The organism is Shouchella rhizosphaerae (assembly GCF_036700015.1).
GTDB classification, from domain to species: Bacteria; Bacillota; Bacilli; order Bacillales; family Bacillaceae_D; genus Shouchella; species Shouchella rhizosphaerae.
In genome coordinates, this window is record NZ_CP144921.1 from 2361574 (window position 1) to 2383485 (window position 21912).

Consider the following 21912-nt stretch of genomic DNA (forward strand, 5'->3'; position numbering starts at 1 on the left):
TAGTCGCCGGAAAGGGTGATGGTTGATGAATCGCTTCATGGATGTACTTGAAAATGTATTAATGCCGCTTGCAGACAAGTTAAACAACAATCGTTATTTAACAGCATTGCGTGATGGCTTTATGGTGGCGCTGCCGCTCATTATCTTCGGTTCAATTTTTGTCGTTATCGCCAACCTTCCATTTATTGACCGTTTGATGACTGAGGCCACTTACGCCCAGTACCAGGAACTGATCGGCAGTGCTTCGTCGGCAACGTTGGCGATTATGGCGACGTTTGTCATCGTCGGCATTGGCTATAAACTGACGGAAAGCTACGGAGGCGAGGCGCTTTTTGGCGGCGTGACTGCTCTTGCTGCTTTTCTGATTTTAATCCCGCAACACGTCGATGAGACGACCGGTGTTATTCCAGTTGGCGTGTTAGGCGCACAAGGAATGTTTGTCGGGATTATTACAGCATTTGTGTCTGCGGAACTGTATCGCTTTTTTGTAAACAAAAATTGGCAAATTAAGATGCCGAGCGGCGTACCAGATGCGGTGTCCCGTTCGTTTAGTTCTTTGATTCCCATTACGATGACCCTTTCGTTTTTCTTGTTGGTGCGTATCGCCTTTTCGTTTACACCTTTTGAGACCGTGCAAAATTTTGTGTACACATCGGTTCAAGCGCCGTTAACGGCACTTGGAAGCGGATTGACTGCAACAATCATTGCCGTGCTGTTGACACAAATCTTCTGGTTTTTCGGTTTGCATGGCCAAATCATTATCAACTCTGTCCTTGACCCGATTTGGTTCACATTGGCGGGAGAAAACTTGGATGCATACAACGCAGGCAATGAGTTGCCTCATATTGTCAGCAAGCCGTTTATGGAATCGTTTATTGTCGGTATTGGCGGGTCCGGTATGACGCTAGCCGTTATTATTGCGATTTTCTTGATTGGCCGCAGCCGCCAACTAAAACAACTTGGAAAAATCGGCGGTCCTCCTGGTTTGTTTAATGTCAATGAACCGATTATTTTTGGCTTGCCGATCATTATGAATCCGCTTGTCATTATCCCGTGGCTGTTCGCGCCAGTCGTGGTAACGATTTTCACGTATTTCACGATGGCGGCCGGGCTTGTGCCGGCGCCGTATGGAGCGATCGTGCCATGGACAATGCCGCCTATTATTAGCGGAGCACTGGCAACGAATTCATGGCAAGGAGCGGTCTTACAAGTGGTAAACATGGCGATCGTGTTTGTCATTTGGTGGCCATTCTTGAAAGTGATGGATAAGCAATACTATGAAAATGAACAAAGCGAAGGCAAACCAACGAAAACAGCTTAGATAGGATGGGTGAGAAAAGTGGAGAAATCGACGGATATAACAGAGGTTTCCTTCCGTATCATTTTGCACGCTGGAAATGGGAAAGGAAGCGCGATGGAAGCAATTCAAGCGGCAAAAGCAGGCTCATTTGAACAAGCGGACGAGTTAATAGAAGAGGCAGGAAGAGAGCTGGCCAAAGCCCATGAATTTCAGACAAATTTAATCCAGCAAGAAGCAAATGGAGGGCGGACAGAGTTAAACGTGCTGCTGATCCATTCCCAAGACCACTTGATGACGTCGATGACCGTACGTGATTTAGCAATTGAAATCATTGAAATATACCGTACGAAAAGGGGACTTTTATAAAGATGGCACATGCGTATTCTTTCCCGAAAGATTTCTGGTGGGGATCGGCTGTATCGGCAACGCAAATCGAAGGAGCTGCCAATGAAGGCGGAAAAGGAAAAAACATCTGGGACCACTGGTATGAACTCGAGCCAAACCGCTTTTTTGAAGAAGTAGGGCCGAGTGCAACGTCTGATTTTTATCACCGTTACCAAGACGATATTGCGTTGATGAAAGCGATCGGGCATAATAGTTTTCGTTTTTCGATTTCATGGTCAAGGCTGATTCCAGGCGGCGAGGGAGAAGTGAATAAGGAAGCAGTCGCCTTTTACAACAATGTCATTGATGAGCTGATCGCTAATGGCATTGAGCCGTTTGTCAACTTGTTCCACTTTGACATGCCGTTTGAGCTGCAAGAAAAAGGTGGCTGGGAAAACCGCGAAGTGGTCGAATTGTATGCCCAGTATGCTGCTACTTGTTATGACTTGTTTGGCGATCGAGTGAAAAAATGGTTTACATTTAACGAACCGATTGTGCCAGTCGAGGGCGGCTATCTTTACGATTTTCACTACCCAAACATAGTGGATGCAAGAAGGGCATTCCAGGTCGCCTACCATACCGTTTTAGCCCATGCACTGGCAGTGGCGGCCTTCCGTACACGCTCTATCGAAGATGGAAAGATTGGCATCATCCTTAATTTGACGCCTTCATACCCGCGCAGCGACCATCTAGGGGATCAAAAAGCAGCCGCGATTGCCGATTTGTTTTTTAACCGCAGTTTTTTAGACGCTGTTGTCCTTGGTTCTTTTCCTAAAGAGCTTGTCGCCTTGCTTGATGAGTATGGGCAATTGCCTACCTATGAAAAAGAAGATGTTGCTCTGATTAACGCACAGCGGATTGACTTGCTTGGTGTTAATTATTATCAGCCCCGGCGTGTAAAAGCAAAAGAACATCTGCCTAATCCCGCGTCGCCGTTTATGCCAGAATGGTTTTTTGACCATTATGACATGCCTGGACGGAAAATGAACCATTACCGTGGCTGGGAAATTTACGAAAAAGGCATTTATGACATTATGGTCAATTTAAAAGATAACTATGGAAACATTGAGTCGTTTGTATCTGAAAATGGCATGGGCGTACAAAACGAAGAACGGTTTATGGAAAATGGGCAAATTCAAGATAAGTACCGGATTGAGTTTATAAAAGGGCATTTAAAATGGCTCCACCAGGCGATTCAAGAAGGCTGCAATGTCCGCGGTTACCATTTGTGGACGTTCATGGACAATTGGTCATGGACCAATGCCTATAAAAATCGCTATGGATTCATTTCAGTCGATGTGCAAACGCAAAAACGGACACCGAAAAAGAGCGCGGAGTGGATAAAAGCAGTATCGCAGCAAAATGGGTTTTAACGAGGGTTGAGAACGTAAAAGGAGTGTTCCTTTTGCGTTCTTTTCACAGGAAGGAGGGCATCATGAATCAACGCTTACAATCAATTTTAAGAGAGCTGCTTGGCACACAGGGGTACGTCACCAGCCGTTACTTGGCCAGCGTCAACCAAGTTACACCGCGGACAGTGCGTGAAGATGTGAAACAACTGCAAAGTGAGTTATCGCAAATTCATGCTGGCATTGAATCCGTGCCTGGCAAAGGCTATAAGCTGACGATTGAAGATGAGGCGCAGTTCCGCCAATTTTTACAACGAGAAACGACGGGCAACCACGGCGCCCCGATCAGCCCAGAAGAGCGAGTGACCTGGTTAATTCAGAAACTATTGCTAGCTGAAGAGTATATTAAATTAGACGACTTAGCTGATGATCTGTTTATTAGCAAATCAAGTTTGCAAAATGACTTAAAAAACGCCAAATTGATTTTAGCTAGGTACGGGCTTCAAGTTGCTACAAGGCCCAATTACGGTTTATATCTTAAAGGTGATGAACTTAAGCGCCGGTTTTGCATGGCTGAGTATGTGTTTGAACGAAAAAACGTTGCGGCTGATTTAACAAGCCTGCAATTGACGGCGTTTATGAAAGAAGAACAATTGGCCGACATTTGGGACATTTTGGTGACGACGATGCAAGAAAATGGAGTCACGTTGTCTGATATTGCTATTAATAATTTATTTATTCATATTGTCATCGCCTTTAAACGAATCGAAGCAGGCCATCATATTTCCCTTTACCGAAAAGATATGTCGGATATTTGCAGCCAACATGAATATTACGTTGCCCAAAAAATGATTGCCCGTCTTAACACGCATCTTGGGGTATCCTTTCCTGAAATGGAAATTGCTTATATTGCTATTCATTTATTAGGCACTCGCCTAGTTGCAGAAAACGAGCAAGCAAACGATAACTTAAAAAAAGTGTTTGATGATGAGTATTATAAGCTTGCCAAGGCTATCGTTGAGAAAGTGGAGAGGGAGCTCGATTTGAACATTGCAAATGACCAAGAGCTACTTGTTAGCCTTATGCTCCATTTAAAGCCCGCGATCAACCGTTACCGTTACGGCATGAATATTCGCAACCCAATGCTAGCCGATATTAAACAGCATTATACGCTGGCCTTTGAAGCAGCTGTCATTGGCCAAGCAGTAATTAAAGATAAGCTTGGCATCAGCATTGATGAAAACGAAATTGGCTACCTTGCCCTTCATATAGGAGCTGCCCTTGAACGCCGCAACCAACAAAAAGAACCGAAGCGCATCTTAATTGTATGCGCGTCGGGCAGAGGCAGCGCTCAATTATTAAAGTATAAATTAGAAGCCAATTTTAAGAAGCGGCTTTTTATTGTTGATACGACTGAATACTACCAAATCGACCAAGCCGACTTAACAAATATTGATTTAATCGTCACTTCTATCCCTATTAAAAAAAAGATGCCAGTCCCTGTAGTAGAGGTGAATACGATATTAGGCACGGAAGACTTAGAACGAATTGAAATCCAGTTAAGACACGGTGACAGCTTGCTCTCTTATACCGAAGCAGGCCTTGTGTTTTTACAACAATCGCTCAAAAGCAAGGAGGACGTTCTCCGGTTTCTGGATAAACAATTACGAGAAAGAGGGGTGGTAAGCAAAGGCTTTTATGAAGCACTAGTGAAACGGGAAAATCTTGCCTCAACCGCGTACGGAAATTTAGTCGCGATCCCACACCCGATTACACCACAAACAGAAAAAACATTCCTAGCTTTTGTCACCTTAAAAGAACCGGTAAGCTGGAATGGAAAACCGGTCCAGTTGGTATGCTTATTATGTGTCAAACAAGGCAGCACCGAAGATTTAGAACGTGTCTATAACCAATTGCTTTATGTACTTGACCATCGTGACATTGTCCAAGAGTGCATAAAGGCCGAGGAGGCAACCCGATTTCTCGCGGCCGTTTCACAGCGGTGAACGTCGTTCCCGGCACAAAAACCTTTGCCCGAGAAACACTGATCTATTCGCTACCTTAAGCTGAACATACAGGTTCAGCTTTTTGGAGTGTCTACTAGAAAAAGCCGTTTTGTTTATGTTTAGAAAGGATTCAACTAGAAACAGGCGAATATGATAGAGAGGAACGATTAGAAAAGGGAGTGCACTCGATGAAAAAATTTCAGTGTGATATTGTCACTTTGCCCGCTTATCGAGCGATGGGGATGAAATGGAATGGTCCCTATTCAGATGTCAGTCAGTTAAAAGAAGTTATCCATACAATGGAACATCGAGTAGAAGAGTTAAAGGATGTCATAAATCCAAATATCCAGCTCGGATTATCGTATCATACTAGAAACGATGGCTTTGAACATTATTCGGTATTTGAAGTAAAACGCACACAACCTCTCCTTGAAGGAATGGTAGAAATAGACGTGCCCGAAATGACGTATTTCGTTACAACTCATCAAAAAGGAGAAAATATCGGACAAACCTACGAGCAAATTAAGCAATGGTTAGCTGAAAGTGAATATACTCCTTTTCAAGATTCGAGTAGACAATTTTATGACCCATTACCAATTAAGCATGAACGATATCCAATGGATCGAGATTTGCTGGATCCTCATTTTGAAATTCTTATCCCGGTCACGACAAAGTAAATCTTTTTGTGCTTGGTGTTAAATCCCCTCTTATAATGAATTGGCAGGAGGAGAAGGGAATAAGTGATTATTCGGGCTATCAAAATCATATTGAATTGGCGATTTTGATTAGTTCATCCACCTTATTGTCCTTGTAGTGTGAGGCTAGTGCAATGATATAGGTTAGCCTATCCTGTCTAAAGATTAAGAAATTGATGTTGGAATCAGGCATAATGAAATGATAGCCTGTAATATTTTTATTTAGTAATACTTCTTTAGCCCGTTTCTCACTTTCTAGATGTTCCTCCCCGACAAAAACGTTTATACTTAGTAAGTCATCATTATTGGATTGATCCATATAGTCGACTCTTAGTGCACCTTGATCAATCGACCCACCTTGAGTTGTGTAATGAATCGGTAAGTATTGAGGTAAAACCACTTCAATTCCGTACAGGTAATTAAATTCTTGTACGGCTTTTTCAATTGGGAGAACGTCGCCTAAAGGTTTGTTTGGATCAGGGGTTAAAGGGTCCTCCACACCACCTGTAAATAGAGAAATAACAACAAGTAATCCAGATAGAAGCTTGTTTAAAGTCATAAAATCACTCTCCTGTGGAGCTTATTATGAACCATTATAAACAAAGCATACACTTGTTGGTTGTTTTCAATTCGGCAAGGCGGCTGACAGTGGATGTCAATTAGGCTGTGTGCCGGTTGATAAAGTAGCACACGTGGCAAGAGAAATATTTGAATTTAGCAATAAAGGGCTTAACTCCTAAATCGTAGGGGTTGGCTTTTTTTAATTGAAGGGACAAGCGCGATTCCCTACATTCACGAAGGCCATTTCCGACAAGAACTTGAGCGAGCGACTGGACTGGCCGTCTCGATTGAGAATGATGCTTGTTGCGCCGCATTAGCTGAAGTGTGGAAAGGGAACGGCGTGGACTGCAAGGGTGTGGCTGTAATCGTGATTGGCACAGGCATTGGCGGAGCGTTGATCAAAGATGGCCTCCGCTTCTGCGATTGTCCGTCGCTACGCAAACTGGACAGGTCAGCAAGGGGATCGTTTAACCGCAAGTGATGTGTTTGCTGCTTATGAAGCAGGCGATCATGCTGCAAAAAAGGCGATCGATGCTTTTTACTTTTGTTTAGCGGCAGGTATCCACAATGTCCACTATGTCTACAATCCAAAAAAAATATTGCTTGGCGGCGGCATTTCAGCACGTAATGATTTATTGGACGGTGTCCGCCATGCCTATATGCAATTGATAGACCAGCTTTCCGGCTACACCCTGCAAATGCCACGCTTTGCACGTTGCCATTTCCAAGGAAACGCCAATCTCATTGGCGCTATGCACCATTTCATGCAACAACAGGGGCAATAGTGACGATAAAACGAGTTTGAGATTATGTATATAAACGCTAAAGAGCCTTGTTATTTATTTAGCAGATAAACGTTAATGGGCGCCATCAGGCGCCCATTCGTTTGTTTAATAGACGTGGACGGTTACTTCTTGACGGCCGAATTGTAAAGCTTCGCTTTCATTAGGGATAAACACGTCAATTTTATTGCCTTTAATAGCTCCGCCAATATCTGCGGCAATGGCTTCACCATAGCCTTCAACATAGACCTTGCTGCCAAGAGGGATCACATTAGGGTCAACTGCGATTACTTTTTGGTTGGGGTTCGCATTTAAATCAATTCCTGTATAGGTAACGCCTGTGCAACCATTGCAACTGGCGGTATAGGCAGTTGCTTCAACAGTCAAAGTCGTTGAAGCTTCCTTCGGGCTGGACTCGGTTTCAGAAGGAGCTTGTTCATTTGTTTCCGTCTCGCCTTTCAATTGCGGTTCGTTGCTTTCTTCAGCTCCTGGCATATTTAGCTCTTGCCCAGCAAAAATTAGATTCTTATCAGAAATTTGCGGGTTGGCCTCCATTAATGCCGTTACTGAAACTTGATTATTGTTAGCGATGCTGCTTAGCGTATCTCCACTTTGTACTTCATAAGCAAAAGCAGGAGAAGCAATAAGTATTGAGCCGACTACTGCAAGTGAAGCGATTAGTTTTTTCATGTCTTGCACTCTCCTTATTCAACTAGTGAATCCCCCAACACTAGTTTGTTTGTTTTAGAACATAACGAGTTAAAAAGGGGATGTTGTGTTCGCAAGTACACACTATACAGAAAGCAAAAGCCGTTTTCAACAGAATTGGCAACAAGTAATCTACTTGTAAGGGAATAGAAATAGTGTTATTTCGCTGTAATAGCTAGTAATCAACAAAAAAGTCAGAATAATAGTGTAGGGTAGGGGAGACTATAAATGGGGTGAAATGCAAGATTGGAAGTTTCAATTCGATGAGAAAATTCGGGGCAGGAGAATTCTCATAAACGGGGTAGGCTCGTTTAAGTAGATGTGAGACTTGCTCTCTATTTAAACGGAAAATGAACAGGCATTGTAAAGCCATAGAAACAAAGCCGCGTGTGTTTTTCAATAGTCCTTTTAAGAGAAAATAAACCCAACCGAATGGAGATCAGTTGGGCATAATCAAGTAAGTTAGATTACAGGAATATCACTTGCCGTATAAGCGTTATAGCCATTCAATTATGACTTGTAATGCTTTTGTAATGCTAGTAGGCTATTCCCATTTTAATTTAGTCGGTTGCTTAACAAAAGAGGTGTTTCAAGAACTTTACCAACCGTATTTGTTTGGACCCCAATGCCGCTCAACGGTTTCTTGTTTTTTGAGCACGATGGTTTCATGAGGTACGTCCTTTTCAACAATTAAGCCAGGGTATAACGCGGAATTACTACCGATTTTATTTCCTGGCAAAAATACATTATTGATGCCTGTACGGGTATAGTCTCCTATAAATACGGCGTTTGAATTTTTTGCTGTGTAAGTTTGGCCAGAGATTTTATGAGGTTGTTCTGTATCATTAAATCTCAAAATGCCGCATACGCATGCTGCCGCAATATCTACGTAACGTCCAATCACACCAAACATTTCACTATAATGAATGGCAGAGACACCCTTCATAGAAACGCCCTTGAATTCTGCATTGTGACCAAATTTGTTTTCTTTCCCAATTACTGTTGGTCCCTCAATCTTTGCATAATCTTTTACATACGAATGATCTCCAATGAGGATATTGCCGTTTAGAATGGCGCCATTGTCGATTACAACATTTTCGCCTATAACAACATTTCCGTTAATAATTACATTTTTTCCAATATAGGAGTTTTCCCCCATCTTCAATTTCCCGTTTATAGAAGCAGATGGTTCGATTTTCGCACTGGAGCTAATAGACTCTTCTGAAAGGAGATCGACTAATCGATTCAGATGATAACTATTGGCATCGAGAATACTCCACGGAAACAATAGTTGAAATACGTTATATTGAGCAATGACACTTTTGATTTGATTTCCGGATTCAATAAATTGATTCAAGCCGTTTTCAATATAAAACTGATCAGGTATCATAGAACCAGAAATTCTTTTATCAAACCCATTTGAACTATGAATAACATAATCTAATGCTTGTTTGCTTAAACAATAGATACCAGCAACTTCATGTGTCACATAATGATCTCGGGGATGTCCTAAAAAATAAGTGATTTTTTCATTTGCCACTTTTGCACAAATGGCTTTCGTACTTTCCTGTTTCTCGGTTAACAATACAAAGTCTGTATCTTGGTGGTTTATCACTTGATGGAGATCTTCATTGACAAACACATAATCAGATTTCACAATAAGTGTTTGATCATCAAAGGTGGAGACATATGCTGAAAGAAATTCTCGGAAGTCTTTATAATTCTTACCTAAATGGATGCCTTCGTATTGTTTAAGAAGGGGAATCACTTGGTTTTGCTGATAGGCTAGATACACATATAGATCATTTGGCTGTATACCATTTTGTAGAAAAAAGTCGATTTGCCGAATAATATTAGGCGTGTTTAAAATTTCTAGACTAGCCGTTTGCCATTCTTTATCATATGGAAACATCTTTTTTTGGTAATCGCTACACACCAATATTACTTTCATCGTATGATTCTCCTTTACGAAAGAAAAGCTTAATCCTTGATTGGGGCCATTTTGTCGTTATCGATAAATCGTATGCATTAAATAAAAGGAATCGGTTTGATATAAAGCAAAGCCAACATTAAACGGTTTGCCATTTTTTAAACAAGCAATATTTTTAATTGATATGAGCGGAGACCCTATAGGAACACCTAAATGGTTTGAGGAAGTCTCATCAGCTAACACAGCAGAAATTTTTTGATCAACAAACTCATATTCAAGGCCCTTTTTTTCTAAAAATTCATAAATCGAATGGTTGCATATTTCTCCTGTAAGATCGCCCACCAAGTGATGATCAAAATACTCTAACTCATAAGATACGGCGATATTGTCTGCATATCGGATCCGCTCAACTAGCCATAATGGATCGCCAATTGCCACTTGCATATCCTCTGCCTGTTTATCATCAGCAAACACTTTTGTTAATTGTAATAGTTCGGTGGAGGGTCGCATCCCTCTGTTTTTTGCTTCCAAAGTAAAGCTTACACCTGGTTTAAAACCCGTGTATTTAGGAAGGGGGTTCACAAATGTGCCCACCCCTTTTTTCTTTGTCAATACTTTATCATGCACCAATTCCTCTAACGCTCTTCTAATGGTTATTCTTGAGACATTCAGCTTTTCCATCAATTCTAATTCTGATTCAATAATTTGATGCGGCAAATAAACCCCTTTTTTTATTTGCGCCAATATATATTCTTTTACAACTTGATATTTCGGTAATGCTTCCTTCATCCTTTTCAGTCCTTAAAGAAAATTTAATACATCTTATTATAACATGTATGTTCATTTTACTTGAAAATTGAGAAGGAGAAGGGATTACTTCCAGTAACCGTAGTAAGTGTCAAATAGGTGATCGTTATATTTGTCTGCGCCATCTAAATTGGAACTTTGGAATACAGGAACATCCAATCCAGCTTCTTTTAACTTGTGGATGACACCGATGATAATCGTTTGGGCAATGCCTATTCCTGTGAAGTCAGAGGTTGGTCCTAGTCCTGCTTTGACACCAGGCATTTGAAAGGCAGCGTCTCCTTTAGGAGCATGATTATCAATCGTCACATCTGCAATTTCATGTATTTTTTTATTAGAGGAATGACGAGAAGACACATTCTTTGCATGGTCCATTGATGTCAATGCAATCACTTTTGTTCCTAGTTTCTTTGCCTCCAAACACATTTCTACAGGAATATTATTTCTTCCAGAATTCGAAACGACCATTAACGTATCCTTTTCATCCACTTTGTATAGATTTAGAATGCTTTTGGCGTATCCATCCAATCTTTCTAGATAAGTACTTTTATTGGGCATTTCATGCAACATTAATTCTGGAGGTAATATTCCTTTTACATAGGCTAACCCACCGGCACGAATATAGATTTCTTCGGCAATCATATGTGAGTGGCCAGATCCAAACACATAAAAACGGCCTCCATCTTTACAAGAATTAAAAATGAACTCAGCAGCTTGATTAATGTGGTCAATTTCGTTTTCGGTGACAGACTTCCATGTTTCAGTCAAATAATCCAAGTACCGTGTAATTTCCGCTTTTGTTTCCATTCATTTCTCCTCCTAACTTGTTATACATACATGTTATAACAAGTTGTATTGACAAGTCAATAGAAAGGTTTTAATGGAAATACGTTAAGAAGAATTGGCAACAAGTATTCTGTAAGGGAATAGGAATAGCGTTATTTCGCTGTAATAGTTAGTAAACGAACGGACATAAGCGCGAAAAGGTCAGCGCAATGTGGTGAGAAAGGACAGGCATAATAAGGGCAAAACGCCTAATTTGGCTTGCCTTTTGTATTGTCCCCTCCTGTGCTATGATTTTATAAAAACTGGCTGGTTCGAGTATCCTATCAGAAAAGAGGGATGGAACAGGAAGAAACGGAGGAGCGAATGAGCGGAGAATCAATCTTGATTATTGAGGATGAAAGAAAGATTGCCCGACTAATACAGTTAGAACTTGAACATGAAGGGTATGAAACAGAAGCAGCATCGACAGGATTTTCTGGGTTAGAAGCTTTTAAAAGAGGGCAATGGGACTTGGTGCTCCTCGATGTCATGCTTCCTGAATTAAGCGGAATGGAAGTGTTGAGGCGCATCCGTAGCATAAGTAAGACGCCAGTGATTTTACTAACAGCACGCGATTCATTGCCTGATAAAGTTAGCGGCCTCGATTTAGGGGCAAATGATTATATTACAAAACCTTTTGAAATTGAAGAGCTGCTTGCGAGGATTCGTGCCTGTTTGCGCATGTCAGTGGCTTACAAGGCTTCGCAAAAAGAGGAGCGGTACGAATTAGGCGATTTGGCAATCGATGTGCAAACAAGGGAAGTCACAAGAGAATCTAAGCCGATAGAATTGACGCCAAGGGAGTTTGACTTGCTCGTTTTTCTTGTTTCTCATAAAAGCCAAGTACTGAGCCGCGAACAGATCATCGAGCACGTTTGGGGATACGATTATTACGGAGAAACGAACGTTGTCGATGTTTATATACGCTATTTACGCAAAAAAGTTGACACACACTTTTCTAAGCCATACATCCATACGGTCCGGGGAGTTGGCTATACGATGAAGGAATGAGCGATGAATATTAAAAACCGGATTACCTTGTTCTCCACTATTTGGCTGCTTTTATTAGTGTTGGCGGCAAATGGGACGATTTATGTCGTTTTCCAAAAAACAATAGAGAATGAAGCAGTTGAGCGTGCTGAAACACAAATGGATAATATGGCCGAGGCATTGCACACCGCTGATGCCAGTATGGATATGTCTCGCTTTCTAAGAGCTTATTTGCCTGCCGATTCGATGATTCGGATCATATCGGAAGATGGAAAAAGTTTGCTTGACGTAGCGAGAAGTCGAGAGATGACAGAGCTACCTACGGTTTACCGTGAAGGGGAACAGAGCGAAATGCGCCGCATAGAGGGGGAATTGTATACTGTAGCAGCTCATCCAGTCATTTGGGAGAATGGAGAAGTAGTGTCCCTTGAACTAACGGAAAAACAGGGGACTATGGAGAATACGCTCAGAGTGCTGCAAGTCATTTTGGCGATCGCCACCTTAATGATTGTAATTCCTTCTTTTATAGGCGGGCGCGTCTTAAGCAATTTGATTGTTAATCCGATTGCTGCCATGATCCAGACAATGGAGGAAATCCAAAAACGTGGCACATTTAAACGTATCGCGTTTGAAAAGAAGTCAAATGACGAACTGACCAAAATGGCGCAAACGTTTAATCGAATGATGGATTTGCTTGAAACCAATTATAAAAAACAAGAACAATTTGTCTCCGACGCTTCCCACGAGCTAAAAACGCCATTAACGGTCGTAGAAAGTTATGCCAAATTGTTGAAAAGGTGGGGGAAGGAAAAGCCTGAGGTTTTGGAAGAAGCGGTAGAGGCCATTTACTCAGAATCTGTCCGCATGAAGGAGATGGCCCAGCAAATGTTGCTCTTGGCCGAAGATGAGTCGCAGTTTAAAATTGATTGCCAAAAAATCGACTTAGTGGAAGTGGCAAGGGAATCTGCGCTAAATTTAGAGAGAGCATTTGGACGGTCAATCATTGTAGATGCAGCCACAAACAAAGTTGAATTGCACGGCGACCCCCAAAAAATAAAGCAGCTGCTGTTTATTTTATTGGACAATGCCATCAAATACAGCGCCGCGCCTGTCAAAATCACGGTTGCCTCAGTTGAAGCCGAAGCACAAATCGCAATAACAGACAGGGGCATAGGCATTCCGAAAGATGAATTAGACAACGTGTATAATCGCTTTTACCGCGTGGATAAGTCCCGCACAAGGGGAACAGGTGGAACTGGTTTAGGACTGCCGCTTGCTAAGCGAATCGTGGACGCCCATCATGGAAAGATCGAGCTTGTAAGCAAAGAGGGCGAAGGGACAACCGCAACTGTTTATCTTCCGTTGCACCTAAATCACTGAGCTTCTCAGCAGATTTTAATGTCTTTTTCCTGTAGCTGTAATAAAGTTGGGGGAAAATGAGAAGGGAGGAGGATGGCTATGAAAAGGAAATGGTATTGGGTAATAGGCATTGTTGTCGTTACCACAGCAGCTGTATTTGGTACTACTACGATCGTAATGGGGACAAATGACCCGCTTTTGACGGAAGAGGAAGTCAGGCAAACAGTAAGTACCAAATATGACGGCAACATTGTCTCCTCTGAACTGACGCACGCCAAGGGAAAAGAGCAATATAAAATTATACTAGAGGAAGACGCCAATACGTATGTGCTTTTTGTTGATGGAGGGACTGGAAAGATTGAGCAGCTTCAACAAGATAAGAAGAACAATGACAACCACCCCAATGATGGAGAGAATCAGGAGCCAATTCCACAAACAGACGCTGAAAAAATTGCCGCTACTGAAGGGAACGGCATAGTTGAGTCAATCGATTATGATGAGAAAAGGAACGTTTATAAAGTGATTGTAATAAAAGAGAACAGCCAAAAAATCGAAGTGGACATTGACGGGGGTAACGGTGACGTCATACGTTCCAAAGAAAAACCAGTTGAAACTGGGGGGCAAATTTCCGTCGAAGAGGCAAAGCAAATTGCTTTAGAGGAGTTGAATGGAACGGTTGTCGACAGTGAATTAGATGAAGAAGATGGTTTGCTTGTCTATGAGATTGAAATTGAAACAGACCGCGAAGAAGGAACAATTGTCGTCAATGCATTTACCGGGGCGATTGAGAGCGTCGCTATTGAAGGCCGTGACGATGATGATTAGAAAAGACCGTCAATGCAGAAAGTTCGTTTTCACTAACGACTTGGTTGACACTAGACAGAAAGGTAGGGCTAGAAACATTTGTGTGACACTAGGTTAATCATTGTTCAATGACCAAACACATTCTAAAGAGATTCTCATTGTTTTCTAATCTTTCCTTTCCTTTGTTTTAATCTTTGTTGCTTATGATAAACATAACAACAACAAAGGAGTGGAACATGATGAAACGAATGAATTTGGTGCTTGCGGGAACCGTTTTGATCAGTGGGCTTGCGTTGGGTGGATACGCTTTGAGCAGTGATGCCGTATTAGCGAATGAAAAGGCAGAGAATCAGTCAGGCATCACTTATAAAGAAGCAGAGGAGATTGCCATTCGTGAAACAGGAGGCGGCCATATTCTGCAATTGGAGCGAGATCGTGATGACGGGGAAGATCACTATGAAGTAGAAATCCACAAAGATGGCCAAGAATATGAATTTGACATTGCTGCTGATACGGGCGAGGTCAAACAAAGGAAAAGTGAGCGCATAGACGACGAGGATAACGACGATGACGACGAAGGCAGCAAACTGCCAGCTGATGCGCTTTCCACCGATGAAGCCATCAAACGGGCCCTTGAAGAAGTAGATGGTACCGTATCGGAAGTGGAATTGGATAAAGAGGATGGGCAGTATGTGTATGAAATCGAAGTCGAAACCAGCAAGAATGATGAAACAACCATTGACATTGCTGCTGTAAGCGGAGAAGTCTTAGAAGTGGAGATGGATGACTAAATTATAATAAACCACACTTATACGACCAGCTAGGCATTATGCCTAGCTGCTTTTTTTGTTGCTCTATATCGGTTTTTAAGCAAAATAAAACCGTTTTATAATTGTCTCTTCATATACTTCACAGCGCTTTCTATTTTTTGCTGTTTATTCTTGGTTTATAAAAGTTAGGAGTGATCACTTATGAATATTGTCTTGGCTCCATCAGGCTTTAAAGAGAGTGTCAGCGCAGAACATGTCGCTGCCAACATGAAGGAGGGAATTATTTGGGCTTTGCCTGAGGCGAAGGTGATCTCTGTCCCTTTATTCGATGGAGGGGAAGGGTTTACAGAAACGATGGTAGCGTGGACGGACGGCACATTGCATTCAGCTGAGGTGACTGGACCAATAAACCAACAGGTGAAAGCGATATTTGGTTTTTTGGCACTGGTGAGAAACGTACGGCTGTGATTGAAATTGCTTAAGCTGCGGGGTTGAAACATGTACCGAGAGAGAAGAGGAACCCGTTGTTCACGTCATCATTTGGTGTAGGGGAATTGATCAAAAAAGCCCTCGATTTTGGGGCGGAGCGTATCCTTGTTGGCTGTGGCGATTCAGGCATTAGTGATGGGCATAGGGATGGGACAAGCGTTAGGCATTCGTTTTTTCGATCAAACTGGATCGGTATTCGACGCAAGGAAGGGGGCTGTTGTTTTGCCATCTATTGCTGCCATTGACCTTAGTGGCATAGACCGGTCTAGCTTATATCCCCATAGATGTTGCTTGTAATTGGCATAACGTCTTATGTGGAAAAAATAGGGTTGCCCGTATTTTTGGGGCGCAAAAAGGCGCATCCCAGATGCAAATTGATTTATTGGATCGTGGTCTTCAAAATTTGGCAGAACGAATCGTGGAAACAACTAGCGTCCGTGTAAGGGACATTTCAGAATCCTTGACGATCTTTTTCCTGATTGCTATTTGTATGAGCGCACACCTTTACATAGAGCGGTCATACTTGTCCCGCCATTGTTAGCTTTAGAGCTAGCAAAAGGCTTCAACCACAAGTGTTGTTGTTTATGACAATGGTTGCTCTTAATGATTGTTTAACTTTTCCAATTAGTTCTAAAGCGCTTTTAATTTATTTTGAAGAAAAACCGAGTTTTAAGGCGAATGACTTATTTCTTTTTGAGCTGCTTACTGGCATTGGTTTATTTTGGGTTAATCATTCATATTTTTCAATACGTACTGGTGATGGCTCTATTAGTAAATTTGTCTAAAATGAGGGTTTCAGCCTAGTGAAATAGTAATAAAAACATTTCCCAACATGAATCTATTGCAAAGAAGCAGGGGTTCTGTTGGGGAAGCAGAATAACCTGAGCAAACATAATTATTATGTTTTAAACCGCGAGGGAGGAGGGATGGCGATGAAAAAGAAATCATCTAGCAACTTAAAACGAATCCGCTTGGACCAAGAGCAACCAAAAGACGGTATCACACTAGCTGTGGTTGGAGCAGGGACAGGTAGCGTGAAATTAGAAGACATGGAACTCAATTAATTTAATTGGCCTTCGGGAGGTGCAACAGCGCCTCCCATTAACATAGTGGGTGGTGGTTTTAATGGTAATGATTCCGTATCAAGTAAACGACGGAGGGATTGTCGGGCTGTTGCCGACTGGGAAGGTTCACTTTTTTGAAGAGGCGGCCAAGGCGGAATTCGACCGGTTTAATAAAGGTGAGCGCATTGACCTCACAGCTTTAAATCGTTACATAATCCCTGACCCGTTAGTCGATTTAAATAAATTTCATTTAAGCGCGCCTGCGATTGCGTTTATTGAAACAACGAATTTATGCAACTTGCGCTGCAAGCATTGTTACGCTAACTCGGCGTACAAAAGGCCAAATGAGATGTCAACCGAGTTAATCAAAGAGACGATTGACCAACTTGCAGACGCTGGCATTCTCCAACTGTTTTTAAGCGGGGGAGAAATTTTCGCTCATCGAGATGCGGTGGAAATTATCAACTACGCGAGAACAAAGCCTTTTTATACACAAGTTTTTACTAATGGCCTTCTCATTACAGAAGAAAAGCTGGCGGCGCTAGCGCCAAATACGTCTTTTTTCATTAGTTTTGATACCGCTGATCCAGAGCGGACGATTCGAGGGGGAATGGATTTTCCGAAACTGAGGCAAAAGTTTGAATGGATGAAAAAGTATGGACATGCGTTCAGGACAGCGATTTCTGTCCATCGCTATAACTTAGATGACGCTGAGGAAATTTTTGAATGGTGTGCCCAAAACGGCTATCCGCGCCCGCAATGGCTCGAAACCCATCCAATTGGCCGAGCGCTTATGCATCCCGACATCTTGTTGCCGCCGGAACTCGTTAATAAATCAATTGCCATTTATAAGAAATGCATGGATCGTTTCAGCAAGCCCGAATTTGAGAAACCACCTGCTAGTGAACCAGTTGAAGCGACGCGGATGTTTAGTTTAGAAACGGTTAAGTTTTGCCAGAAAGTTGAACGAGAAACAAACCAAGAGAAATGTGGAAGGACGATTGCCTACATTAACAGTGCTGGAGATGTTTACCCTTGCAGCAATTGTATGAGCAACGACGATTACAAAGCAGGCAATTTACGAGATCATTCTTTTAAAGACATATGGGAACAAGGCTTTGACGAGTTTCGTAGCATTACATTTGATGAATTTGCAGGATGCCAAAGTTGTGATGTTTACCAAGAAGGCATTTGGTGCCAGTTCCGTTGCCCGCCACTGGCAAAGAATGTTTCTGGCGACAAGCTTGGGTGTGGGGCAACCGAATATTTACAGCGCTTTATGCTCGAGGCAAACCGTTACTGGGAAGAGAGGAAGCGAGCAGGTTACAAATTGCAATTGCAAATTGACCAATAGGGGGAGTACAGATGGCTCTGAATCAAACGGAATTGAATGTAGGCGAATTGCTTAAGAGGCATCCTGAATTGCAAATTTCTCACAATAATTATAACATTAATGTAACTGCTAATTTCGGGGAAACAATTGAAGGAGCAGCGTTGGCTGATTTGTATAACCACTTTGATGGCGCAAACAAGCCAGCAACATTGTATTTTCATGTGCCTTTATGTTCCTACATCTGTTATTTTTGCAATTACGTGAAAAAGTATTTGCCTCAAAATGGGAAAGAAGAAGAAGTGCTCGATCGGTGGGTAAACCTTTTAATTAAAGAATCAACCAGCACGATTGGACAAGCGCCTTGGGTAACGAAAGCAAAGATTGAATCGATTTACTTAGGCGGCGGGACTGCTTCACTGATGAAACCGCATCAACTGGCAAAGATTGTTGCACACATTAGGGAACATTACACGATCGCGAATGACTGTGAAATATCACTCGAGGGAAATCCAGACAATTACCAGGGCGATGAAATTGAACAGGCGCTAGAAATGGGATTTAACCGCTTTAGCATGGGTGTGCAATCATTGGAAGACGATGTGATTAAAGCGGTCGGCCGCAAACATGACAGAAAAATGTCAATTGATGCGATTAACAAGTTGCTTTTGTCTAACAAACCGTTCAATGTCGATATTATTTTTGGGTTGCCTCACCAAACAGCGAACAGTGTTGCCCGTGATATAGAAGTGCTCTGCGATATGGGTGTGCCGACGATTACGATTTACCGTTTGCGCAATGCCGATAGGCAAAAGATGGGGATTGGCAATGTGTCATTATGGAATAATGACCGTGTGAGGGAAAAGATGGAAGCTGAGGGGCTATTTCCGACATTGGAGCAAACATATCAAATGCGCGAGGAGATTTTGAAGGTGTTCCTCAAGTATGGTTATGAGCCTAGCCCTTGCGGATGGTGGAGTCGAAAAAACACGTATCCTGAAGGGAATATTCCACAAATTTCGAAAAATAAATGGGAGCGCTATGACTCCATGATTGCCTACGGACCAGGCGTATATGGCTGGCTAAATGATAAGGAAGGCACTATTTTGCAAACCCATAATGTTAGCGATATTAATCGCTACGTGGAACGGATGGAAAACGATGAATCACCGTCTTCTTTTGGCAGGATGCTAACGGGAAATGAAGCGATTTCCACTTCATTAGGGTTTAATTACAAGTCAAACCAACCAATTCAGTTGAGCCGCTATCAAAAAGAGTTTCATGTCGACTTGATCAATGACGAACCTTATGCAGGAGTCATTCGATCATTGCTCGAAAGTAATTTATTAATGAAACTGGATGACGACCGCTTGTTGCCTACCCTTGAAGGGGAAGCGCTGCATGAAGAAATCATCTCTGTCTATTTCCACGGGCAAATTGGGCAATTTTCTTCGGAAATTTGCCATAAGTAAGGCGATATCACATGGAAATGAATTCAACCAGATATCGATTGCACGAGAACATCCCTTTTCGTTCTAAAAAAATCGTTTTGATTGTCCAATCGGGGCAAATGGGAAAATTCGATGAAGAAGGCGCTGAAGGAGAGCGGAAGCTATACGACCAATTGGAAGCAAGTTTGGTCGAAGAAAAAATCGGTGTCTGCCGGTTTGATTTTCCTGACCGGGTCAACCGCAGAGAAAGCATATCAGACGAAGAGTATCGCGATCGGGCGTCGCGTTTAAGTGCGGTTTACCAACGGATTAAAACAGCACACCCTGCGTGTGGCCTTACGTTTATAGGGATGTCATTAGGAGCAAACCTCGTTTTAGAGAAGCTGCAAAGCGTTACAAGCCCTTCGTCAGCAGTGTTAATTGGTTTGTATGTTGATGAGCCGGTTACTGTTGCCGAACAAGTTGAAGCGATCAGTCTTGTATATGGAAGCGAGGATTACATTGCGTTTGGTGAGAATATAAGCCTTGCTAATTTGATCGCGCCTGCGAAGTACAGCCAAACTGTGAGAAGCTGTATAAACAGCGCAGCGCCAGTCGAAACATTGATTTTAAAAGGATTGGGACACTCGCTCAATCCAATGAACAGTGAGGCGGAAGGGCCAATTGCCCGTCTTGTTCGCCTAGTAGGAGGAGGAAAATCGATTCATGAATAAAAGTGCCCAACGGTTTAACCAAATCGCAGACAATTTTTTAAATAGCGAGGTCCACAAAGCAAGTCCTTCGATTGACCAGTTAAAGATGCTGTTAGGAGAGGTGCATGACAAAGCGATTTGTGATGTTGCATGCGGATCGGGCCATTTGGGGTTGGCGCTTGCACCCCACTCATTGACGAGTGTTGACCCTTCTGAATCTATGTTGGCCAATGTTGAAAAGCTTGCTGCTACAAAAGGAAAAAGCGTTAAAACCGTTTGCGCTTACGCTGAGGACTTGCCTTTTGACTCGGAGCAATTTGACATTGTCGTAACGCGGCTGGCAGCCCACCATTTTACCGATATCGCGTTAGCGATAAAAGAAATGAAACGAGTAACCAAAAAAGGTGGAACAATCGCGATTATTGACTTGGAAGGGTATGAAGACAAACAAGTTGACCAATTCAATCATGAATTGGAGCTGCTCCACGACGAAACGCATATTAAAAGCTACTCTTACCAAGAATGGCTCAACCTTTTTACACACGAAGACCTAACAGTAGTAGAAGGATTTAGCGATTTAAGCGAAAAGCCAGGAGGCATCAGCATCAAACGGTGGTGTGAAATTGCTTCTTCTGGTTGGGAAGCAGAGCGTGAAATCCGCGCTAAATTGGAACAAGCACCTGCCCATTTTTTAAAGACGATGGGAATTGAAAAACGAGAAGATGATTTTTACATTCCTGTAAGGACAGCAATGTTCCTTCTGACGAAATGAGGGAAAAGGGATGCCAGTGATTACAATTCATTCGCCGCTTGACTGTCCCTCAAATGAAGAGTTACTAGGCAAAATCGCCAACACGGTCACAAAAGAGTTGGCGATCCCCGCAGACTATTGCTGGGTACTATGGAACAAAATTGAGCACGCCTATAAACAAGATTGGCTGATGAACCCTTGTCCTGCTCCAATTGTCAAAATGGTTTGCAAACAAAGCCATTCATCTGAAAAACTAGAAGCGCTTTTGCCAAAAATGAAGCAAGTGATTGCTTATTGTGAAGGGTGTCAGGAAGAAGAGATTTTCATCTGTGTACAAAAGATTGAAAGAGGCTATTTGCTGATTCGAGACGAGGTGTGGACATGACAGGCAAAAAGCAAACGACAACGATAGAATACATTGGCCACGTCCGTTCGCCGCGGACTGAAATGACTGATGACCATTGGGGCTCCGTCATTAGCGAAATTGTTGTGGACGAGAAGATTCCCCTTTCTGCCTTAAAAGGACTAGATTCTTTTTCCCATTTGGAAATCGTCTTCCACATGGATCAAGTGGACCAAAACAAAATTGTCTACCAAGACCGCCATCCACGCAATAATACAGACTGGCCAAGCGTCGGCATATTTGCGCAAAGAGCGAAAGGCAGGCCGAACGCAATTGGTGTGTCTAGATGTGCGTTGTTGGAAATGAACGGAAATAAGCTAACTGTAAAAGCGTTAGACGCGATCGATGGCACCCCTGTCATTGACATTAAGCCCTATGTCAACGAGTTTGGCCCGATTGGTGAAGTTAGGCAACCGGGGTGGATCACCGAGTTGATGAAAAACTACTACAAGGATTGAAGCA

25 protein-coding genes and 2 pseudogenes are annotated in these 21912 nt (G+C 42.4%); 22 read left to right on the forward strand and 5 right to left on the reverse strand.

The window, feature by feature from the left end; translation table 11 throughout:
- Positions 1-25 precede the first annotated feature (25 nt).
- The 5 genes from celB to V5G21_RS11765 all read left to right on the forward strand — a co-directional run bounded on the left by celB (position 26) and on the right by V5G21_RS11765 (position 5716).
- Positions 26-1321: a PTS cellobiose transporter subunit IIC gene (celB, locus tag V5G21_RS11745; RefSeq protein WP_011245341.1), complete on the forward strand. Its 1296-nt coding sequence runs from the start codon at positions 26-28 to the stop codon at positions 1319-1321.
- Between the two features lie 9 nt (positions 1322-1330).
- Positions 1331-1666, forward strand: coding sequence for a PTS lactose/cellobiose transporter subunit IIA (locus V5G21_RS11750; RefSeq protein ID WP_011245342.1), 336 nt, complete (start codon positions 1331-1333; stop codon positions 1664-1666).
- Positions 1667-1668: 2 nt separating this feature from the next.
- The gene (locus V5G21_RS11755) at positions 1669-3057 is read left to right on the forward strand and encodes a glycoside hydrolase family 1 protein (protein WP_073305520.1); all 1389 of its coding nucleotides are present in this window, start codon (positions 1669-1671) and stop codon (positions 3055-3057) included.
- 62 nt (positions 3058-3119) lie between these two features.
- The gene (locus V5G21_RS11760) at positions 3120-5039 is read left to right on the forward strand and encodes a BglG family transcription antiterminator (RefSeq protein ID WP_084140085.1); all 1920 of its coding nucleotides are present in this window, start codon (positions 3120-3122) and stop codon (positions 5037-5039) included.
- 188 nt (positions 5040-5227) lie between these two features.
- Positions 5228-5716: a GyrI-like domain-containing protein gene (locus V5G21_RS11765; protein WP_063608201.1), complete on the forward strand. Its 489-nt coding sequence runs from the start codon at positions 5228-5230 to the stop codon at positions 5714-5716.
- Between the two features lie 85 nt (positions 5717-5801).
- Here the strand turns inward: V5G21_RS11765 and V5G21_RS11770 are convergent, their stop codons facing one another.
- The gene (locus V5G21_RS11770) at positions 5802-6293 is read right to left on the reverse strand and encodes a hypothetical protein (RefSeq protein ID WP_338464780.1); all 492 of its coding nucleotides are present in this window, start codon (positions 6291-6293) and stop codon (positions 5802-5804) included.
- A gap of 288 nt (positions 6294-6581) precedes the next feature.
- On the opposite strand from V5G21_RS11770, the pseudogene V5G21_RS11775 reads away from it, so the two are divergent.
- Positions 6582-7080, forward strand: a pseudogene (locus tag V5G21_RS11775) (ROK family protein).
- A gap of 105 nt (positions 7081-7185) precedes the next feature.
- Here the strand turns inward: V5G21_RS11775 and V5G21_RS11780 are convergent.
- The 4 genes from V5G21_RS11780 to V5G21_RS11795 all read right to left on the reverse strand — a co-directional run bounded on the left by V5G21_RS11780 (position 7186) and on the right by V5G21_RS11795 (position 11329).
- Positions 7186-7767 (reverse strand): 3D domain-containing protein, encoded by a 582-nt coding sequence (locus V5G21_RS11780; RefSeq protein WP_082111774.1) that lies wholly within the window; start codon positions 7765-7767, stop codon positions 7186-7188.
- Between the two features lie 616 nt (positions 7768-8383).
- Entirely contained in the window at positions 8384-9736 is a 1353-nt protein-coding gene (locus V5G21_RS11785; protein ID WP_011245349.1) for a hypothetical protein, read from the reverse strand.
- 57 nt (positions 9737-9793) lie between these two features.
- Positions 9794-10504 carry a GntR family transcriptional regulator gene (locus V5G21_RS11790; RefSeq protein ID WP_035205335.1) on the reverse strand — a complete coding sequence of 237 codons (711 nt, stop codon included), beginning with the start codon at positions 10502-10504 and terminating at the stop codon, positions 9794-9796.
- An 84-nt stretch (positions 10505-10588) separates the two neighbouring features.
- The gene (locus V5G21_RS11795; RefSeq protein WP_011245351.1) at positions 10589-11329 is read right to left on the reverse strand and encodes an SIS domain-containing protein; all 741 of its coding nucleotides are present in this window, start codon (positions 11327-11329) and stop codon (positions 10589-10591) included.
- A gap of 342 nt (positions 11330-11671) precedes the next feature.
- On the opposite strand from V5G21_RS11795, the gene V5G21_RS11800 reads away from it, so the two are divergent.
- The 16 genes and pseudogenes from V5G21_RS11800 (at position 11672) to tsaA (ending at position 21908) form a co-directional block, all read left to right on the forward strand.
- A complete protein-coding gene (locus V5G21_RS11800; RefSeq protein WP_035205598.1) occupies positions 11672-12358 on the forward strand; it encodes a response regulator transcription factor in 687 nt (228 codons plus the stop codon).
- Between the two features lie 3 nt (positions 12359-12361).
- On the forward strand, positions 12362-13717 hold the full coding sequence (locus V5G21_RS11805) for a sensor histidine kinase (protein ID WP_035205332.1): 1356 nt from the start codon (positions 12362-12364) through the stop codon (positions 13715-13717).
- A gap of 78 nt (positions 13718-13795) precedes the next feature.
- Positions 13796-14521 carry a PepSY domain-containing protein gene (locus V5G21_RS11810; RefSeq protein WP_073305550.1) on the forward strand — a complete coding sequence of 242 codons (726 nt, stop codon included), beginning with the start codon at positions 13796-13798 and terminating at the stop codon, positions 14519-14521.
- 218 nt (positions 14522-14739) lie between these two features.
- Positions 14740-15291 (forward strand): PepSY domain-containing protein, encoded by a 552-nt coding sequence (locus V5G21_RS11815; RefSeq protein WP_035205328.1) that lies wholly within the window; start codon positions 14740-14742, stop codon positions 15289-15291.
- A 180-nt stretch (positions 15292-15471) separates the two neighbouring features.
- The gene (locus tag V5G21_RS11820; RefSeq protein WP_073305552.1) at positions 15472-15738 is read left to right on the forward strand and encodes a glycerate kinase; all 267 of its coding nucleotides are present in this window, start codon (positions 15472-15474) and stop codon (positions 15736-15738) included.
- Between the two features lie 56 nt (positions 15739-15794).
- Positions 15795-15839 (forward strand): annotated as a pseudogene (locus V5G21_RS21440) (hypothetical protein); the annotation flags it as partial.
- 28 nt (positions 15840-15867) lie between these two features.
- Positions 15868-16056, forward strand: coding sequence for a glycerate kinase (locus V5G21_RS11825; RefSeq protein WP_259405931.1), 189 nt, complete (start codon positions 15868-15870; stop codon positions 16054-16056).
- Positions 16040-16300, forward strand: a complete 261-nt coding sequence (locus tag V5G21_RS21445) for a glycerate kinase (protein WP_367618606.1) — start codon at positions 16040-16042, stop codon at positions 16298-16300. Before V5G21_RS11825 ends, V5G21_RS21445 begins: the two co-directional genes overlap by 17 nt.
- Before the next feature lie 43 nt (positions 16301-16343).
- A complete protein-coding gene (locus V5G21_RS11830) occupies positions 16344-16544 on the forward strand; it encodes a hypothetical protein (RefSeq protein ID WP_073305556.1) in 201 nt (66 codons plus the stop codon).
- A 147-nt stretch (positions 16545-16691) separates the two neighbouring features.
- Positions 16692-16823 (forward strand): hypothetical protein, encoded by a 132-nt coding sequence (locus tag V5G21_RS11835; protein WP_011245356.1) that lies wholly within the window; start codon positions 16692-16694, stop codon positions 16821-16823.
- Between the two features lie 61 nt (positions 16824-16884).
- Positions 16885-18177: a radical SAM/SPASM domain-containing protein gene (locus V5G21_RS11840; protein WP_073305558.1), complete on the forward strand. Its 1293-nt coding sequence runs from the start codon at positions 16885-16887 to the stop codon at positions 18175-18177.
- 11 nt (positions 18178-18188) lie between these two features.
- The gene (locus V5G21_RS11845) at positions 18189-19625 is read left to right on the forward strand and encodes a coproporphyrinogen-III oxidase family protein (RefSeq protein ID WP_063608207.1); all 1437 of its coding nucleotides are present in this window, start codon (positions 18189-18191) and stop codon (positions 19623-19625) included.
- A gap of 17 nt (positions 19626-19642) precedes the next feature.
- Complete coding sequence (locus V5G21_RS11850) at positions 19643-20317, forward strand: hypothetical protein (protein WP_142237583.1); 675 nt, start codon at positions 19643-19645, stop codon at positions 20315-20317.
- Positions 20310-21068 (forward strand): class I SAM-dependent methyltransferase, encoded by a 759-nt coding sequence (locus V5G21_RS11855; protein ID WP_084140090.1) that lies wholly within the window; start codon positions 20310-20312, stop codon positions 21066-21068. The genes V5G21_RS11850 and V5G21_RS11855 overlap by 8 nt, the downstream gene beginning before the upstream one ends.
- Positions 21069-21078: 10 nt before the next feature.
- A complete protein-coding gene (locus V5G21_RS11860; protein ID WP_011245361.1) occupies positions 21079-21432 on the forward strand; it encodes a hypothetical protein in 354 nt (117 codons plus the stop codon).
- Entirely contained in the window at positions 21429-21908 is a 480-nt protein-coding gene (gene tsaA, locus V5G21_RS11865; RefSeq protein WP_011245362.1) for a tRNA (N6-threonylcarbamoyladenosine(37)-N6)-methyltransferase TrmO, read from the forward strand. The genes V5G21_RS11860 and tsaA overlap by 4 nt, the downstream gene beginning before the upstream one ends.
- Positions 21909-21912: the final 4 nt, after the last annotated feature.

Excerpts from the sequence above, each read along its gene's own strand:
- V5G21_RS11850 (WP_142237583.1), top strand. The coding sequence starts at position 19,643 with ATGAATTCAACCAGATATCGATTGCACGAGAACATCCCTTTTCGTTCT.
- V5G21_RS11790 (WP_035205335.1), bottom strand. The coding sequence starts at position 10,504 with ATGAAGGAAGCATTACCGAAATATCAAGTTGTAAAAGAATATATATTG.
- V5G21_RS11760 (WP_084140085.1), top strand. The coding sequence starts at position 3,120 with ATGAATCAACGCTTACAATCAATTTTAAGAGAGCTGCTTGGCACACAG.
- V5G21_RS11810 (WP_073305550.1), top strand. The coding sequence starts at position 13,796 with ATGAAAAGGAAATGGTATTGGGTAATAGGCATTGTTGTCGTTACCACA.
- V5G21_RS11830 (WP_073305556.1), top strand. The coding sequence starts at position 16,344 with ATGACAATGGTTGCTCTTAATGATTGTTTAACTTTTCCAATTAGTTCT.
- V5G21_RS11765 (WP_063608201.1), top strand. The coding sequence starts at position 5,228 with ATGAAAAAATTTCAGTGTGATATTGTCACTTTGCCCGCTTATCGAGCG.
- V5G21_RS11860 (WP_011245361.1), top strand. The coding sequence starts at position 21,079 with ATGCCAGTGATTACAATTCATTCGCCGCTTGACTGTCCCTCAAATGAA.
- V5G21_RS11840 (WP_073305558.1), top strand. The coding sequence starts at position 16,885 with ATGGTAATGATTCCGTATCAAGTAAACGACGGAGGGATTGTCGGGCTG.
- V5G21_RS11815 (WP_035205328.1), top strand. The coding sequence starts at position 14,740 with ATGAAACGAATGAATTTGGTGCTTGCGGGAACCGTTTTGATCAGTGGG.
- V5G21_RS11805 (WP_035205332.1), top strand. The coding sequence starts at position 12,362 with ATGAATATTAAAAACCGGATTACCTTGTTCTCCACTATTTGGCTGCTT.
- tsaA (WP_011245362.1), top strand. The coding sequence starts at position 21,429 with ATGACAGGCAAAAAGCAAACGACAACGATAGAATACATTGGCCACGTC.
- V5G21_RS11820 (WP_073305552.1), top strand. The coding sequence starts at position 15,472 with ATGAATATTGTCTTGGCTCCATCAGGCTTTAAAGAGAGTGTCAGCGCA.
- V5G21_RS11770 (WP_338464780.1), bottom strand. The coding sequence starts at position 6,293 with ATGACTTTAAACAAGCTTCTATCTGGATTACTTGTTGTTATTTCTCTA.
- V5G21_RS11795 (WP_011245351.1), bottom strand. The coding sequence starts at position 11,329 with ATGGAAACAAAAGCGGAAATTACACGGTACTTGGATTATTTGACTGAA.
- V5G21_RS11780 (WP_082111774.1), bottom strand. The coding sequence starts at position 7,767 with ATGAAAAAACTAATCGCTTCACTTGCAGTAGTCGGCTCAATACTTATT.
- V5G21_RS11755 (WP_073305520.1), top strand. The coding sequence starts at position 1,669 with ATGGCACATGCGTATTCTTTCCCGAAAGATTTCTGGTGGGGATCGGCT.
- V5G21_RS11855 (WP_084140090.1), top strand. The coding sequence starts at position 20,310 with ATGAATAAAAGTGCCCAACGGTTTAACCAAATCGCAGACAATTTTTTA.
- V5G21_RS11800 (WP_035205598.1), top strand. The coding sequence starts at position 11,672 with ATGAGCGGAGAATCAATCTTGATTATTGAGGATGAAAGAAAGATTGCC.
- V5G21_RS11845 (WP_063608207.1), top strand. The coding sequence starts at position 18,189 with ATGGCTCTGAATCAAACGGAATTGAATGTAGGCGAATTGCTTAAGAGG.
- V5G21_RS11835 (WP_011245356.1), top strand. The coding sequence starts at position 16,692 with ATGAAAAAGAAATCATCTAGCAACTTAAAACGAATCCGCTTGGACCAA.
- V5G21_RS11785 (WP_011245349.1), bottom strand. The coding sequence starts at position 9,736 with ATGAAAGTAATATTGGTGTGTAGCGATTACCAAAAAAAGATGTTTCCA.
- celB (WP_011245341.1), top strand. The coding sequence starts at position 26 with ATGAATCGCTTCATGGATGTACTTGAAAATGTATTAATGCCGCTTGCA.